Raw genomic sequence first — 15,432 nt, forward strand, 5'->3', positions numbered from 1 at the left:
GACGGCACAAAAAAAGGCGCTCCGGAGAGCGCCTTTTCGGTCTTTCAAACGCAGACATTACCTGCCGGGTTTCACTTCCAGCAGCTCCACCTCAAATACCAGCGTGGACTGCGGGCCGATCTTCTCACCGGCGCCCTGATTGCCATACGCCAGTTCCGGCGGCAGCACGATGCGCCACTTGTCGCCGACCGACATCATTTGCAGGGCTTCCTGCCACCCCTGGATAACCTGACCCAGCGGGAAGGTAGCCGGCTGATCACGTTCCACCGAGCTGTCAAACACCGTGCCATCGACCAGCGTACCGTGGTAATGGGCAACGACCTCGTTTGACAAGGTCGGCTTCTCACCGCCCTCACCGGATTCCAGCACTTCATACTGCAGGCCGCTCTCCAGGGTGGTCACGCCGTCACGTGCTGCATTTTCTTCACGGAAGGCCTCGCCAGCAGCGCTGTTATCGCCTGCTGCTGCGCTCATCTGTTGCTCGCGCTCTGCCATCTTCTGCTGCTGGTAGGCCACAATCGCCTCATCCATTTCTTCAGCCGCCATCGGCAGGTCGTCAGTTTCACCCAACGCACCGGCGCGCAGACCAGAAAGGAACGCATCGATATCCAGATCATCCGTATTGCCATACATCTGCTCACCGGTACGGTAACCGATGGCATAGGATGCTTTCTTGGCCCCATCCTCGAGTGCCACGTCACCGTTATCCTGCTGCCCACAAGCAGCCAGTGCCGCAATGGCAACTACCAAACCCAACTTTCTCATCATGCCTCCAGAAAATGCTATCTATGCTTCCCGTGCAGCCCGGCAAACCGGTTACCTGCACGCCATTGTTCTGATGTCGGGGTCTTGTGCCCCGCAACATCACGACTTCCGAGGTGACGTCAGGAGCAGCCTTGCAGCCATTCTCCCGGCCCCCTTCCCTCGCCAGCGGTACAGTGTGCGGCGGTGTGCGGCGTCCTGCAACTGGACTGCCCGTGCTATGACCGCAAAAATCGCCCGGAGTGCCCGGGCACCGCATATCCCCTATACTGTTGAAAAAATCGCCATGGGGATGGGGACGGGATCACATCATGCAACGCGAAGAGAAAGTGCGCGGCCCGGTACACGACGATATCATTTCGCCACCACGCGTGTTGCAGACAGGCGACGAGCAGCGCTTTGTCATTCTGATTGCCAATGCCAAGGGCGGCTGCGGCAAGACCACGCTGGCCACCAACCTTGCCAGCCATCTGGCCGCCCAGGGCAAAGCCGTGACGTTGCTGGACCTCGACCCACTGAAATCCGCCACCAGTTGGCTGCATCAGCGTGAAAAATCCGGGCGCCGGGACATCCATGGCCTGAGCCTGAAACTGGATGCCCACACCACCTACGGCCGCCTGACCGAGACCATCACCCACGCCCGGGAGTATCTGGTCATTGATTCACCGGCCGGTCTGGATGGCCCGGTGCTGGATCACGTCATGCGCCTGACCCAGGTAGTCATTGTCCCGGTACTGCCAAGCCCGATCGATATCCGCGCAGCCACCCGTTTCCTGCAAGCGGTGATGCTCACTCCCAGCTATCGCCGCCGACCACGGCGCCTGGCCGTGATCGCCAATCGCACCCGGGCCCGGACGCGCATGTACGCCCAGCTGCGGCAATTTCTCAGCAGCCTGAAAATTCCCTATCTGGTGACCCTGAGAGATACCCAGTTCTATGTGCAGGCGGCTGGCGAAGGGGTTGGCATCAGCGATCTGGAGGACCCGCGCGCCGGGGCCGATCTGGATCACTGGAAACGCATTATCGAGTGGCTGGAGATTCAGCGGCATCTGATCAAGGCGATGCCCGGCTTCCGCTAACGCAGAGCGGCCTCACTGGCTGGCCGCCTCGACCAGCGTGTCCAGCGCCTGCGACAGACTTTCGCACTGCGCGGCCTCTGGCAAGACCAGCAATAACCAGGACAGCGCCTGCGTGTCACCCCGGGGCACCGGCCGGGCCTGCAAATGCCCTTCCAGTTCCAGCAGCAGTAATCGCTCTGCCTCCAGCTCCGCCTCCTGCAGCAACCTGCGCCAGTCACCCCAGTCGCCGCGTGCGCTCGCCTGCCGCCGCAAACCGCGCAGCGGCGCCACGCGCTGTTGCTCCCACACCCGGGCGGTTTCGGTCATCGCCTCCGCCAGCCGGGCGTCAGGCAAGACATCACGCCGGCTCAGCCACACAGCCGCCAGCGCCAGACACACGGACACACCATGCTGGTCCTGCAACACCAGCGCCGCGCGCTCCACACCGGGCCGTTTCCACAGGCTCAGGGCAAACTGCCAGAGAGAGGTGTCGCTCATGTGCTGCTGCTCATAGCCATACGCATTATCTGAAATCCCGGTTATCGAAAACTCGCCCCCGAGTCTGCCCCATCAACGCCGAAAAATCATCGGGGCTTACCTCGCCTCACCTCACCTCGCCTCGCCGCGCACATTGCTGTCCGGCAACGGCCACCCTACACTTGCGGCCTCATTCATGGCCCTGTGACCCGCCCAATGCTGCGCCTGGAACACCTTGATCTGCGTCGCGGCCCGGATGTGCTGATCCGGGGCGCCAATCTGAGCCTCCACAGTGGCTGGAAAATCGGCCTCACCGGCCGTAACGGCTGTGGCAAGAGCTCCCTGCTGAACCTGCTCAACGGCCGCCTGGAAGCAGACCGGGGCGACTTCAGCCGCCCGGCAGACTGGCATATCGCCACCATGGACCAGGAAGTGCCGGCACTCACCTGCTCGGCCCTGGATTACGTGCTCGATGGCCATGTATCCCTGCGCCAGCACCAGCAGACACTGGCCCAGGCCGAAGCCCGTCAGGACGGCGAGGCCATCGCCCGCGCCCATGCCGCACTCGACAACATCAATGCCTGGTCCATGCCGGCCCGCGCCGCGACCGTGCTGGCCGGGCTGGGCTTTGCCGATGCGGTACAGAGCAACCCGGTGGCCAGCTTCTCCGGCGGCTGGCGCATGCGCCTGAACCTGGCCCGCGTACTGCTGGCCGACGCAGACCTGTTGCTGCTGGATGAGCCTACCAACCACCTGGATCTGGACGCCGTGCTCTGGCTGGAGGACTGGTTGCGGCAGTTCCCCGGCACCCTGGTGCTGATCTCTCACGATCGGAACTTTCTCGACGCAGTCGTGGGCCACATCCTGCATATCGAACAGCAGCAACTGACGCACTACACCGGCAACTACAGCGACTTCGAGCGTTTGCGCGCCGAACATCTGGCACGTCAGGAAAGCGAGTTCCGCAAGCAGGAAGCCCAGGCCGAGCACCTGAAAAAATTCATCGCCCGCTTCAAGGCCAAGGCCAGCAAGGCCAAGCAGGCCCAGAGCCGGGTCAAGGCACTGGAAAAACTGGAACTGATCGCCCCGGCCCATGCCGCCGACGGCTTCCAGTTCAGCTTCCCGACACCGGACAAGCTGCCCGACCCCATGCTCGATCTGGAAAACGTACAGTGCGGGTATCCGGCAGCCAACGCGCCCACCGTTATCCTGCGCGACGTCACGCTCAACATTCGCCCGGAAAGCCGCATCGGCCTGCTGGGCCCCAACGGCGCCGGCAAGTCCACACTGATCAAGACGCTCGCCGGGCAGCTGCAGCCACTGGCGGGCCGCTACACCATCGGCCCCGACCTGGTGATCGGCTACTTCCATCAGCAACAGGTGGACGCCCTGCCCGCCGACGGCACCCCCATGGCGCTGATGCAGGCCGCCCAACCGCGCTGGGAAGAAAGCAAGGTGCGCAGCGAACTGGGCCGTTTCGGCTTTCACGGTGACGATGTCTTTGCCCCGGTGGCCCGCTTCTCCGGCGGCGAAAAGTCGCGGCTGGCACTGGCGCTGCTGGTGCAATCACGCCCGGCGCTGTTGCTGCTGGACGAGCCCGCCAACCACCTTGATCTGGATATGCGCGAGGCGCTGACCCTCGCACTACAGGCCTTCGAGGGCGCCGTCATCCTGGTGTCCCACGACCGGCATCTGCTGGAAACCACCGTGGATGAACTGGTGCTGGTGGCCGAAGGCGGCGTGCGCGCCTTCGACGGTGATCTGGATGACTATGCCCGCTGGCTGCGGGAGCGCCAGAAAGCCACCCGCCAGAACGACGCACCGGCCGCCGAGGCGCCGAAGCAGGATGCCCGCGCCAAACGTCAGGAAGCCGCCCAACGACGCACCGCGCTGCGACCGCTCCAGCAGGTTGTCACCCGACAGGAGAAAGCGCTGGCCCAGTGCCAGCAGCAACTGGATACACTGGAACAGGCCCTGGCCGACGAGTCGCTCTACCAGCCAGAGCGCAAGGCCGAGCTGACCGATCTGCTGGCCCGCCAGGGGCGCCTGAGGCAACAGCACGACGAGATGGAAGAGGCATTGCTTGCGGCGATGGAAGCGCTGGAAGAGGCCGAGCAAGGGCTCAACGCGTAAGGTGTGCGAGGGCGTGTATTTGTGAGGCCAGCCCCACATACCCGCGGCAGACATCGGTTAGAATGGGGAAAAACGGCGAGGGCGAGCCATGCAGATTCATGATCAGAACACCGTGCTGGATGAGCTGCTGGAGACCTATCGGGACGCGCTGGCCGGCGACTTCGACGCCTACCGCAACCACTGCTATCGGGTGCTCAATTTCGCCCTGATCCAGTGCGAGAATACCGCCGACACCATCAACAAGATCGCCATCGCCGCGGCATTCCACGACCTCGGCATCTGGCAGGCGCGCACCTTCGATTATCTGGCGCCCTCGCGCCGCCTGGCTCGGGACTACCTCATCGCCAGCGAGCGATCAGACTGGATCGCTGACGTCGACATCATGATTGCCAATCACCACAAACTGCGCCGGCACCGGCATCTGCCTGTGGACGCGCTGCCGGAGGTGTTCCGGCGTGCGGACTGGGTGGATGTGAGCCGGGGCGTTCTGTGCTTCGACCTGCCCCGGACCTTTGTCGCCGATGTCATGGCGCACTTCCCCGGCGAGGGATTCCACAAGCGCCTGGTGCAGCTGACGCTCAAACGCATGATGACGCACCCCTTCAGCCCGTTGCCGATGATGCGTCTGTAAGATGCGTCTGCCATCTGGCGCTCAGGCCATGGCGATGATTTTTGCCACCAGTTTTTCAATGCCCGCCGCCGCTTCGCTGATACGCCCGGCTTCCATATAAGCCGGTGTTGTCACCAGCTTGCGCGCCTCGTCCACCACAAACGCATCCACCGGGCACACCTGGTGCTTGCCGCCCATGCGCTCGATGGCACCCGCCACCTCCTCGTTACTACCGATGGTGCACAGCGTCCCCTCACCGAACAGACGCGCCGCCATGGTCGGTGCTATGCAGATCAGCCCCACCGGCTTGCCCGCATGGTGTACCGCCTGGATAAAGGTCTGCACGCCCGGATGAATCTGCATGGCGTCGCCCTGAAAAGCGAAATCACACAGGTTCTTGGCGACACCGAAACCACCGGGCACGATAAGCGCGTCATAGTCCGCCGGGTTCGCCTCCGCCAGATCAATGATCTCGCCGCGCGCCACACGGGCGGCCTCGATCAGGACATTGCGTTGCTCGCCGGGCATTTCTTCGCCAGTGAGATGGTTGATGACATGCGCCTGGGGAATATCCGGCGCCATGCACTGCACGCTGACGCCGGCCTTGTCCAGGCTCAGCAGCGTCAAGGTGGTTTCATAGATTTCGGAGCCGTCGTAAACACCGCTGCCGGCGAGTATCACTGCAATTTTCATGCGTCCTCCTTCGGCTGTTGCTGTCCAGATTGATGCTCAGAATGCGGCATGGCTACCTCAGTCCTGCCACCGGGTTGCAAGCCCGCTTCGGGCAGTACCTCAAACAACTGCCCGGTGCCGGCACCACAGGCTACTACGACCTTCATCATCTGCTCCACCCGGATTTCCGGGCACAGCGTGATGACATCTCTGTTGACGTGGTAAATGAATCCCGAGGTCGGATTCGGGCCAGTGGGGACAAACACCGATACGCGACCGTCCGGGTGATTCGAGGTCAGCAGGCCCAGCACGGAAACATCGATATCACGCCCGTACAGCCAGATGCGTGCCACCTCGCCACGCGTAAAGGGCGAATCTTCCTTGCCCCCGAGAATCTGGGCAATCACCTCACGCACCGAGCGATACCCCGGCAACCGGGCCATGACGCGCTCTTCCATACGCTGCCAGGCCCAGCCTCCCAGACGGGTGGTTACCAGATTGCCGACCAGGAAACAGATCAGCACCAGCACGGCAGCGCCGATAAAATCGGCGGCAAACTGCGGCCAGCCGAAACCGCGAATCAGAATCGCCGATACCGGCGAGGTGATATCGGTGACGATACTGTAGATCCAGCGAAAGAAAAAACCGATGATCGCCAGTGGCAGCAAGACAACCAGCCCACCCACAAGCGATTTGCGAATGAAATTGGCATTTCTCTGGCGAATGCTGCTCATGTCTGGCTCCCTTGTGCCTGATAACGGATGTCGATCAAATCATAACAGCGTTCTCCGGCGGGCGTTTGCACCACCACCTCATCCCCGACCCGTTTCCCCAGCATCGCCCGGGCCATCGGCGAGTCCACGCTGATCCAGTGTTGCCGCGCATCGGTTTCATCGGGCCCGACCAGGCGCATGACAAGCGGCTCACCCTGTTCATCCTCCACGGTGACCCAGGCACCGAAGAAGACCCGGCTCTGATCGTCCGGCAGCTGGTCTACCACCACCATGTCGTCCAGGCGGCGGGACAGAAAACGGATGCGGCTATCGATCTCGCGCAGCATCTTCTTGCCGTAAATATATTCGGCATTTTCCGAACGATCGCCCTGAGCTGCGGCTTCCTGCACCGACTGGGTCACCGCCGGACGCTTGACCTTCCACAGGTGCTGCAATTCCTCGTTCATGGCGCGATAGCCTGCGGGGGTGATGTATTTCGATGCCGGCCTGGCCGGCGGGCGCCATCGGCCCATAGGTACTGACTCCTTGTTCTGTCTGCCTGTCTGCCCTGCCCCGTTGATCAGCCTCAGGCAAACGCTTCCGTGGGGCGCCGGAACGCCTTGAACTCCAGCGCATTCCCCGCCGGATCGCTAATAAAGAACGTGCCCTGCTCACCACTGGCGCCGGCAAAGCGCACCATCGGGGGCAGCAGAAAATCGGCACCGATGGCAGTCAACCGCGCCGCCAGCGCTTCCCATTCATGCCAGGGCAACACCAGCCCGAAGTGCGGTATCGGCACCGCCACACCCTCTACGTCACCCACGCCCGCCGATGGCGGCATGGCGGTCACCCGGTGGGCGGACAGCTGATGCCCGTACAGATCAAAATCCTGCCAGGTTGTCGTGCCACGCCCGGCATCCGCGTCGAGCACCTCTGTATAGAAGCGCCGCGCCGCCTCAAGATCCGTGACCGGGAAGGCCAGATGAAAAGGTCGCATCACATTGAATCCTCGTGGTCGCAGGGCTGACTGCGCTAAACTGGTACATAGCCAAGTTGGTACATAGTATGCCTGCCGAACAACGCCGACCGGAGATTTCAGTGACACAATCCCTTTCCCCGCGCGCACCCTGGCCAGCCACCCGTCTGCGTCGCATGCGCCGTGATGACTTCTCACGCCGCTTGATGCGGGAAACCGTGCTGACCCCGGCAGACCTGATCTGCCCGCTGTTCGTGCTCGAGGGCAAGCAGCGCACCGAAGCCGTCGCCTCCATGCCCGGCGTCGAACGCCGCAGCATTGATCTGCTGGTGCGCGAAGCGGAGCAACTGGCTGCATTGGGCATCCCCGCGGTGGCATTGTTCCCGGTCACCCCGCAGGACGCCAAGAGCACTGACGCGGCGGCCGCCTGGGACCCGCAGGGCCTGGCACAGCGCGCCATACGCGCCATCAAACAGGCCGTGCCGGAACTCGGCGTCATCACGGACGTCGCACTGGACCCGTTCACAACCCACGGGCAGGACGGCATTCTTGGCGAGGCAGGCGATGATGAAGGCTATGTGCTGAATGACGTTACCGTGCAGGCACTGGTGCGCCAGGCTCTCAGCCACGCCGAAGCCGGCGCCGACGTGGTCGCCCCCAGCGACATGATGGATGGCCGCATTGGCGCCATCCGCAACGCCCTGGAAGACGCCGGCCATGTTCACACCCGGATTCTGAGTTACGCCGCCAAGTACGCGTCAGCCTACTACGGCCCGTTTCGTGACGCGGTGGGCTCCGCCGGCAATCTCGGCAAGGCCGACAAGAGCACCTACCAGATGGACCCGGCCAACAGCGATGAAGCGCTGCACGAGGTCGCCATGGACCTGGCCGAAGGGGCTGATATGGTCATGATCAAACCCGGCATGCCGTATCTGGACATCGTCCGGCAGGTCAAGGATCACTTCCGGGTGCCGACCTTCGTGTATCAGGTGAGCGGCGAATACGCCATGCATGTGGCCGCCTTCGAACGCGGCTGGCTCGACCGGGACAAGGTGATTCTGGAATCCCTGCTGGGCATCAAACGGGCCGGCGCCGATGGCATCCTGACCTATTTCGCCCGCGAAGCGGCCACCCTGTTGCGCCAGCGCTGAAATAGCCGCCTGTCATACCGCCGTCACATGAATGTCATCCAATAGGCCACGAGAGATAAGGTATTTCACAAGGCATTTCACAAGGTAAGGCGCACCATGACGACTCCAGTGACCGATCTGGCAGAACAGGACCTGAGCGACCCGACGCTGTATATCAATCGCGACCTCAGCCTGTTGCAGTTCAACCTGCGGGTGCTCGAGCAGGCCATGGATGAGCGCCATCCGTTGATGGAGCGGCTCAATTTTTTGCTGATTTTTTCCGGCAACATGGATGAGTTCTTCGAAATCCGCGTGGCCGGCCTGCAGAACCAGCAACAGACCGGCACAGGCCAGCCCGGCCCCGACGGCTTGCTGCCCGGCGAAACACTGCACCGCATCAGCGAAATCGCCCACGAAGCCGTCAGCCGCCAGTACCATATTCTCAACGACATCCTGCTGCCCGCTCTGAGCAAGGAAGGCGTCAACTTCCTGCGCCGCGAACACTGGACGCCGGAGCAGGAAGCCTGGGTCAAACGCTACTTCCGCGACCAGATATACCCGGTGCTGACTCCCATCGCGCTGGACCCGGCCCACCCGTTCCCCCGGCTGGTGAACAAGAGCCTGAATTTCATCGTGCCCCTGGACGGCAAGGACGCGTTCGGCCGCCAGAATGGCCTGGCCATCGTGCCGGCACCGCGCTCCCTGCCGCGCCTGATTCGCATGCCCGACGACATCTGCATCGACGGCAACGACAACTTTGTTTTTCTGTCGTCCATGATCCATGCCCATGTGAGCGACTTGTTCCCCGGCATGAAATCCACCGGCTGCTATCAATTCCGGGTGACGCGCAACGCGGATCTGGAAGTGGATGAAGATGTGGACGACCTGGCCCTGGCGCTCAAGGGCGAGCTGCTGCTGCGGCGCTATGGCGACGAAGTGCGGCTTGAAGTCGCCGACAACTGCCCACGCCATCTGATTGACTATCTGTTGCAGAAATTCGAGCTGGGCGAAGAAGATCTTTACGAGGTCAACGGCCCCGTCAATCTGGCCCGCATGTTTACCGATGTGAAGCGCCCGCGCCTGCGCTACCCGCCGTTTACGCCGCGCATACCGCAGCGCGCAAAGGGTATTGAAAGCCTGTTCCAGGCCATCAACCAGGGCGACATTCTGCTGCATCATCCGTTCGAGTCGTTCAACCCGGTGGTGTCATTCCTGGCAGAAGCGGCCCGCGACCCGAAAGTGCTGGCCATCAAACAGACGCTGTACCGCACCGGTACCGACTCGGAAATTCTGGATCATCTGGAAACAGCGGCGCGTAACGGCAAGGAGGTGACCGTGGTCATCGAACTGCGGGCGCGCTTTGACGAAGAAAGCAATATCGAAGGCGCGCGCCGACTTCAGGAAGCCGGCGCCATCGTGGTGTACGGCATCGTCGGCTATAAAACCCACGCCAAGATGATCCTGATTGTGCGCCGCGAGAACGACGGCATTCGCCGCTATGCCCACATGGGCACCGGCAACTACCACACGAAAACCACCAAGGTGTACACCGACTACGGCCTGCTCACCGCCGACGAAGGCCTGTGCCAGGATGTGCACAAGATCTTTCTGGAATTGACCGGCATGGGCAAGGCGGCACGCCTGCGCCAGCTGATGCACTCGCCGTTTACGCTACACAGTGGTTTGCTGGATCTGATTGATGCCGAAACCAGCGCAGCGGCCGCCGGCCGGCCGGCGCGCATCATCGCCAAGGTCAACGCCCTGACCGACCCGCAGATCATGACCGCCCTGTATCGCGCCAGCCGCGCCGGTGTGCAGATCGACCTGATCGTGCGCGGCATCTGCTGTGTGCGCCCGGGCCTGCCCGGTATTTCCGACAACATACGCGTGCGTTCGATTATCGGCCGTTTTCTCGAGCACACCCGGATTTATTACTTCCACAGCAATGGCGAAGAAAAGCTGTACCTCTCCAGTGCCGACTGGATGGAACGCAATCTGATCAACCGGGTGGAAACCTGCTTCCCCATCAACGACCCCAAGCTGAAGAAACGGGTGCTGAAGGAAGGCCTGGAAAACTATTTGCAAGACGAAGGCCAGGCCTGGTTGCTGGCCGCCGACGGCAGCTATCGCCGCGCCGCCCTGCCGGAGAACAGCGAGCCGGTCATCGCCCAGCAACGGCTGCTGGAAAGCCTGGCCGGCTGACCTGCGGCGGGTTCAGTTAACGTTGAGCGTGAACCCCGCCGCAGTGAAATAAGCCTGCTCCTGCTCCAGATCGGCCTGGGTCAGGGGATGTTCATCCAGCCAGCCCGCCGGGAACGTCAGCCCGACCTCCTGATCCGCCACAGCCAGCACCGGCCGGGGCAATGGCGTATCACTGCGCGCATGGTGCAAACGCGCCGCCAGACGCAGCAGCAGGCATAGCCGCAACATCGGCGCCTGATCCTCCGGGGCCAACTCACCAAGCGCCTGCAACGGCACCTTGCGCCGATGCGCCCGCACCAGCACCGCCAGCGCCTGCTGGGTCTGGCGCGAAAAACCGGGCAAATCGGAATTCTGGATCAGATAGGCTCCATGCTTGTGGAACTGGCTGTGGGACACCGACAGCCCGACTTCATGCAGCATCGCGCCCCAACGCAGGTTGGCCGCCAGCTCTTCATCGTCCAGCTGCCAGGGCGTGGCCACCTGCTCGAGAAACGCCTGTGCCGTCTCCCTGACACGCTCAGCCTGCGCCTGATCCACGTGATAGCGGCTCATCAATGCCGCAATAGAGCGCTCGCGCACATCCTCATGCTCCAGCCGCCCCAGCAGGTCATACAGCACCCCCTCACGCAGGGCGCCGCCCGAGAGGGTCATTTCATTGATACCGAGCTGCTCGAAGATACCCGTCAGAATGGCCAGGCCCGCAGCAAAGATGCTCATGCGATCTTCCCGCAACCCGCGCAACCCGGCATCCGCCACAGAACCGGCGCGCACCAGCTTGCGGCGAATACGCTCCATGGCATCCAGCGTGATCCCGGACTCGGTCCAGCCGTTTTCCTGGCATACCTGGGCAATCGCCTTGATCGACCCCGATGCGCCCACGGCCTGCTGCCAGCCCGCACGCCGGTAGGCGGCCTCCAGGCTCAGCACCTCCTGCCGCGCCGCCGTTACCGCCTTGCTGAACGCCTTGTCGTTACAGGCCCCGTCCGGGAAGTAACGCCGGGTAAAGCTGACACAGCCGATGTGCAGCGACTCAGTCTCCAGCGCATCGAAACGCTCGCCGATGATCAGCTCGGTACTGCCACCGCCGATATCCACCACCAGCCGTCGCCCCGCCTGATCCGGCAATGAGTGACTGACGCCCAGATAGATCAGGCGCGCCTCTTCCCGGCCGGCCACGATCTCGATGTCGTGGCCCAGCACCTTCTCGGCCTCGCGGATAAACTCCCCTGAATTGCGGGCCATCCGCAGTGCGTTAGTGCCAACTACCCGAACGCCGGCAGCGGGAATACCGGCGATGCGCTGGGCAAAGCGCCCCAGGCACTCCAGCGCCCGGGCACTGGCCTCGGCCGTGATGCGGTTCCCCTCATCAAGCCCGGCGCCCAGGCGCACCTTCTCGGACAGCGCCTCCTGCACCTGCAGTTCCCCATGCACCAGACGCGCGACCACCATGTGGAAGCTGTTGGAGCCCAGATCAAGCGCGGCAAAATGTTCCAGATGACGGGGCAACAGCATGTCCTCCCTGAAAAGGCTCGATTGTAACCAAATAGCCCGACAACGCGATGACAGATCGCCCTGAATCGCCAATTGCCCCTCGCTATGACAACAATCAGACCGACAGGCTTGAAAATTGCGGGCTGTGATCTGATATCATCCCTGACGCTAACCCCAATCTGGAGATCCCAATGAGCGGCGACATAATCAACGCCTCTGACAGCAGCTTCGAGGCAGACGTCCTCAAGTCCGATGAACCGGTCCTGGTGGACTACTGGGCACCCTGGTGCGGACCCTGCAAGATGATTGCCCCGATCCTGGAAGAGGTGGTCAAGGAATATGACGGCCGCCTGAAGATCGTCAAGATCAATATTGACGAAAACCCCGAAACGCCCCGCAAGTACGGCGTGCGCGGCATTCCCACACTGACCGTGTTCAAGAACGGCAATGTGGAAGCGACCAAAGTCGGCGCCCTGTCCAAATCACAGCTCACCGCGTTCCTGGACAGCACCCTCTGACGCACCCGCTTCGAAGGTGATAAAACGACGGCAGGCTTTTCAGCCCGCCGTCGTTCGCCACCTGAGCCGGCTGATAACCCCGGCCAACCGCATCGCAAGGCACATCACAATTCGCTCCGAAGACCCAGCGCGGGGGGTGGACAGCCATCAGCACCGGTGTTACATTCCGGGTCAGTTTCGCACTTCCTTTGGCCTTCCGGCACCTTGCCGCGGCTATTTTTCCTGAAAAAACCAAATACCTGCCGGCACCCCGCCTGGCCAAACCACTAATCTTTCTGGAACCAAACCACGCCGATGAACCTGTCTGAATTAAAGCAGAAGCCTATTGGAGAGCTGCTGGATATTGCCCGCGAAATGGGCCTCGAGAACCTCGCCCGCACGCGCAAGCAAGATGTCATCTTCTCCATACTCAAGAAAGCCGCCAAAAACGGCTCCGACATCTACGGCGACGGGGTCCTCGAGATCCTCCAGGACGGCTTCGGCTTCCTGCGCAGCTCGGAAGGCTCCTATCTGGCCGGCCCGGATGACATCTACGTCTCCCCCAGCCAGATCCGCCGCTTCAACCTGCGCACCGGCGACACGGTTTCCGGCAAGATCCGGCCCCCGAAGGAAGGCGAACGCTACTTCGCCCTGCTGAAAGTCAGCGAGATCAACTTCGACAAGCCGGAAAACGCCAAGAACAAGATCCTGTTCGAGAACCTGACCCCCCTGTTCCCCACCGAACGACTGGTCATGGAACTCGGCAACGGCTCCACCGAAGATGTGACGACCCGGGTGATTGACCTGGTGGCCCCCATCGGCAAAGGGCAGCGCGGCCTGATCGTGGCCCCGCCCAAAGCTGGTAAGACCATGCTCCTGCAACAAATCGCCCACTCCATCGCCCGCAACAATCCCGAATCCCACATGATCGTCCTGCTCATCGACGAGCGACCGGAAGAAGTGACCGAAATGTCACGCACCGTGCGCGGCGAAGTGGTTGCCTCGACCTTCGACGAACCCCCGGCCCGCCACGTGCAGGTTGCCGAAATGGTCATCGAAAAAGCCAAGCGCCTGGTCGAGCACAAACAGGACGTCATCATCCTGCTGGACTCCATCACCCGTCTGGCCCGCGCCTACAACACCGTACAGCCCAGCTCCGGCAAGGTACTCACCGGTGGTGTTGATGCCCACGCCCTGGAAAAGCCGAAACGCTTCTTCGGCGCCGCCCGGAATATCGAGGAAGGCGGCAGCCTGACCATCCTGGCGACTGCGCTGGTAGAAACCGGCTCCAAGATGGACGAAGTGATCTACGAAGAATTCAAAGGCACCGGCAACATGGAACTGCATCTGGACCGCAAGGTCTCCGAGAAGCGCGTGTTCCCGGCGATCCACATCAAGAAATCCGGCACCCGTCGTGAAGAGCGGCTGGTGAGCGAGGATGAACTGAAGAACATGTGGGTGCTGCGTAAAGTGCTGCACCCCATGGACGAGATCGGCGCCATCGAGTTTCTGATTGATCGGCTGAAGCAGACCAAGACGAATAATGAGTTTTTTGATTCGATGAAGCGGAAGTAATAACGGAAGTAATCAAAATAGAAAGGGCCGGCGAGTTAGCGCCGGCCCTTTTTTGTTCCATCACTGCAGTAACAGCCCCCTCAATACGCCCAACGCAACGCTAAGATCTTGGCAATCAGCGCTGTCAGCCGACTGGATTGATCTCACAGTACAGCCCAAAGTGATCGGATAGCCTGGTAGCGCCGTACTCGCTCGATACGTTACCGGCAAAACATGCATCCATCTCTGGCGTAGCTACGATGTGATCTATGGCGCGCTCGCCTGATGCCCCAATCTCCCCTGAAGTTACCCAGGTCATATGGGAAAACGCCTTATCGAGGGCCCTGAACACATCCTGAGGCTGCCGATGCCGAGGATTCCGCTGGTTAAAATCCCCACCGACAATAGTGTTTGAGTTGAGCGGCTTTATAAGGCTATGAAGCGCCTCCAGATAACGGCTGTGCTCTTCCCAGGGCGAGGCATCCTTGCGGCCTGTTCTTACATGCGCGTCTCGCCAGGGAATGCAGACGCCCAAAACCCTCATCCCGTTAATTCTGGCTGCGACGAATCGGCCCGGCGGCAAGTCAGGACTGCCCGTAGAATCGACATCAACAATAGGACTGCGTGACCACAAAGCAACTTTCCGGCGAAGCGGCTTCACGCCGTAGCCATGATCAGAGGACGAATACGCGGCGCAGCCACCCAGCGCCTCGACCAATGGAGTCGTCACCTCGGTGAGGATCGCGACGTCTGGCTGAACCTCTTCAATGCGGCGTATGATCTCCTGCCCTTTGGCTGAAGTCACAGTTGCCCAAGCCAGGTTCCATGTGAGAATGCGCATGATTCTGAGCCCCAACACCAGCAATACACAACACGTCATCCCGAACCGATAAAACGACACTGGCAGCATGAAACAACCAGCTCAGGACCTTGAATTTTGCACCCCTGAAATTTCTTCCAACTCTATAATAGAGTCTTGCCCCAGCAATCTCGTCGTGCCATCGGCTCTTTCTATACGATATGACTTCGGTGTCTTTTTGACGCACCTAACGCCATTTTCATACTCAATTTCATATCGGCCTGTTGAAAAGACAACGTCATAGATCTTCCCGACTTCCATTCCATGCTCCGTGCGTCAGTAGGTCAAGCCTCTCATT

General features: G+C 61.5%; 15 protein-coding genes. 7 read left to right on the forward strand and 8 right to left on the reverse strand.

The features are described from left to right. Positions 1–57: 57 nt before the first annotated feature. Positions 58–765 (reverse strand): FKBP-type peptidyl-prolyl cis-trans isomerase, encoded by a 708-nt coding sequence (locus K8B33_RS14615; protein WP_223427811.1) that lies wholly within the window; start codon positions 763–765, stop codon positions 58–60. A gap of 308 nt (positions 766–1,073) precedes the next feature. Between K8B33_RS14615 and K8B33_RS14620 the strand changes: the two genes are divergently transcribed. Further along, positions 1,074–1,841, forward strand: a complete 768-nt coding sequence (locus tag K8B33_RS14620; RefSeq protein ID WP_223427812.1) for a ParA family protein — start codon at positions 1,074–1,076, stop codon at positions 1,839–1,841. Positions 1,842–1,853: 12 nt separating this feature from the next. Here the strand turns inward: K8B33_RS14620 and K8B33_RS14625 are convergent, their stop codons facing one another. Next, complete coding sequence (locus tag K8B33_RS14625; RefSeq protein WP_223427814.1) at positions 1,854–2,318, reverse strand: TIGR02444 family protein; 465 nt, start codon at positions 2,316–2,318, stop codon at positions 1,854–1,856. A 195-nt stretch (positions 2,319–2,513) separates the two neighbouring features. Here K8B33_RS14625 and K8B33_RS14630 point away from each other — a divergent pair, with 195 nt between their 5' ends. Beyond that, on the forward strand, positions 2,514–4,430 hold the full coding sequence (locus K8B33_RS14630) for an ATP-binding cassette domain-containing protein (RefSeq protein WP_223427815.1): 1,917 nt from the start codon (positions 2,514–2,516) through the stop codon (positions 4,428–4,430). 88 nt (positions 4,431–4,518) lie between these two features. Beyond that, positions 4,519–5,061, forward strand: coding sequence for an HD domain-containing protein (locus K8B33_RS14635; protein ID WP_223427817.1), 543 nt, complete (start codon positions 4,519–4,521; stop codon positions 5,059–5,061). Positions 5,062–5,082: 21 nt separating this feature from the next. On the opposite strand, the gene elbB is transcribed toward K8B33_RS14635, so the two are convergent. Genes elbB through K8B33_RS14655 form a run of 4 tightly spaced genes read right to left on the reverse strand, consistent with a single transcriptional unit; the run spans position 5,083 to position 7,422 of the window. Beyond that, a complete protein-coding gene (gene elbB / locus K8B33_RS14640; RefSeq protein WP_223427819.1) occupies positions 5,083–5,733 on the reverse strand; it encodes an isoprenoid biosynthesis glyoxalase ElbB in 651 nt (216 codons plus the stop codon). Beyond that, a complete protein-coding gene (locus K8B33_RS14645; protein WP_223427821.1) occupies positions 5,730–6,446 on the reverse strand; it encodes a DUF502 domain-containing protein in 717 nt (238 codons plus the stop codon). Before K8B33_RS14645 ends, elbB begins: the two co-directional genes overlap by 4 nt. Continuing rightward, positions 6,443–6,958, reverse strand: coding sequence for a transcription elongation factor GreB (gene greB, locus K8B33_RS14650; RefSeq protein WP_223427826.1), 516 nt, complete (start codon positions 6,956–6,958; stop codon positions 6,443–6,445). The genes K8B33_RS14645 and greB overlap by 4 nt, the downstream gene beginning before the upstream one ends. A 53-nt stretch (positions 6,959–7,011) precedes the next feature. Further along, entirely contained in the window at positions 7,012–7,422 is a 411-nt protein-coding gene (locus tag K8B33_RS14655) for a VOC family protein (protein WP_223428026.1), read from the reverse strand. Between the two features lie 101 nt (positions 7,423–7,523). On the opposite strand from K8B33_RS14655, the gene hemB reads away from it, so the two are divergent. Together hemB and ppk1 are read left to right on the forward strand one after the other, a co-directional pair. Beyond that, positions 7,524–8,552: a porphobilinogen synthase gene (gene hemB / locus K8B33_RS14660; protein ID WP_223427828.1), complete on the forward strand. Its 1,029-nt coding sequence runs from the start codon at positions 7,524–7,526 to the stop codon at positions 8,550–8,552. A 96-nt stretch (positions 8,553–8,648) separates the two neighbouring features. Further along, positions 8,649–10,733, forward strand: a complete 2,085-nt coding sequence (gene ppk1, locus K8B33_RS14665; RefSeq protein ID WP_223427830.1) for a polyphosphate kinase 1 — start codon at positions 8,649–8,651, stop codon at positions 10,731–10,733. Between the two features lie 12 nt (positions 10,734–10,745). Here the strand turns inward: ppk1 and ppx are convergent, their stop codons facing one another. Next, a complete protein-coding gene (gene ppx / locus K8B33_RS14670; RefSeq protein ID WP_223427832.1) occupies positions 10,746–12,239 on the reverse strand; it encodes an exopolyphosphatase in 1,494 nt (497 codons plus the stop codon). A gap of 176 nt (positions 12,240–12,415) precedes the next feature. Here ppx and trxA point away from each other — a divergent pair, with 176 nt between their 5' ends. Both trxA and rho read left to right on the forward strand, forming a co-directional pair. Beyond that, positions 12,416–12,742 carry a thioredoxin TrxA gene (gene trxA / locus K8B33_RS14675; protein ID WP_223427834.1) on the forward strand — a complete coding sequence of 109 codons (327 nt, stop codon included), beginning with the start codon at positions 12,416–12,418 and terminating at the stop codon, positions 12,740–12,742. A 294-nt stretch (positions 12,743–13,036) separates the two neighbouring features. Beyond that, entirely contained in the window at positions 13,037–14,296 is a 1,260-nt protein-coding gene (rho, locus tag K8B33_RS14680; protein WP_223427836.1) for a transcription termination factor Rho, read from the forward strand. Positions 14,297–14,420: 124 nt separating this feature from the next. Here rho and K8B33_RS14685 read toward each other — a convergent pair whose 3' ends face one another. Continuing rightward, positions 14,421–15,116, reverse strand: a complete 696-nt coding sequence (locus K8B33_RS14685) for an endonuclease/exonuclease/phosphatase family protein (RefSeq protein WP_223427839.1) — start codon at positions 15,114–15,116, stop codon at positions 14,421–14,423. Between the last annotated feature and the right edge of the window lie 316 nt (positions 15,117–15,432).

Source organism: Alcanivorax limicola, from assembly GCF_019931215.1.
Lineage (GTDB): Bacteria > Pseudomonadota > Gammaproteobacteria > Pseudomonadales > Alcanivoracaceae > Isoalcanivorax > Isoalcanivorax limicola.

What these genes read in the sequence shown, in the direction of transcription:
- K8B33_RS14655 (WP_223428026.1), bottom strand. Translation starts at nt 7,422, where the DNA reads ATGCGACCTTTTCATCTGGCCTTCCCGGTCACGGATCTTGAGGCGGCG.
- greB (WP_223427826.1), bottom strand. Translation starts at nt 6,958, where the DNA reads ATGGGCCGATGGCGCCCGCCGGCCAGGCCGGCATCGAAATACATCACC.
- trxA (WP_223427834.1), top strand. Translation starts at nt 12,416, where the DNA reads ATGAGCGGCGACATAATCAACGCCTCTGACAGCAGCTTCGAGGCAGAC.
- ppk1 (WP_223427830.1), top strand. Translation starts at nt 8,649, where the DNA reads ATGACGACTCCAGTGACCGATCTGGCAGAACAGGACCTGAGCGACCCG.
- K8B33_RS14630 (WP_223427815.1), top strand. Translation starts at nt 2,514, where the DNA reads ATGCTGCGCCTGGAACACCTTGATCTGCGTCGCGGCCCGGATGTGCTG.
- K8B33_RS14635 (WP_223427817.1), top strand. Translation starts at nt 4,519, where the DNA reads ATGCAGATTCATGATCAGAACACCGTGCTGGATGAGCTGCTGGAGACC.
- K8B33_RS14620 (WP_223427812.1), top strand. Translation starts at nt 1,074, where the DNA reads ATGCAACGCGAAGAGAAAGTGCGCGGCCCGGTACACGACGATATCATT.
- rho (WP_223427836.1), top strand. Translation starts at nt 13,037, where the DNA reads ATGAACCTGTCTGAATTAAAGCAGAAGCCTATTGGAGAGCTGCTGGAT.
- K8B33_RS14625 (WP_223427814.1), bottom strand. Translation starts at nt 2,318, where the DNA reads ATGAGCGACACCTCTCTCTGGCAGTTTGCCCTGAGCCTGTGGAAACGG.
- K8B33_RS14645 (WP_223427821.1), bottom strand. Translation starts at nt 6,446, where the DNA reads ATGAGCAGCATTCGCCAGAGAAATGCCAATTTCATTCGCAAATCGCTT.
- elbB (WP_223427819.1), bottom strand. Translation starts at nt 5,733, where the DNA reads ATGAAAATTGCAGTGATACTCGCCGGCAGCGGTGTTTACGACGGCTCC.
- K8B33_RS14685 (WP_223427839.1), bottom strand. Translation starts at nt 15,116, where the DNA reads ATGCGCATTCTCACATGGAACCTGGCTTGGGCAACTGTGACTTCAGCC.
- K8B33_RS14615 (WP_223427811.1), bottom strand. Translation starts at nt 765, where the DNA reads ATGAGAAAGTTGGGTTTGGTAGTTGCCATTGCGGCACTGGCTGCTTGT.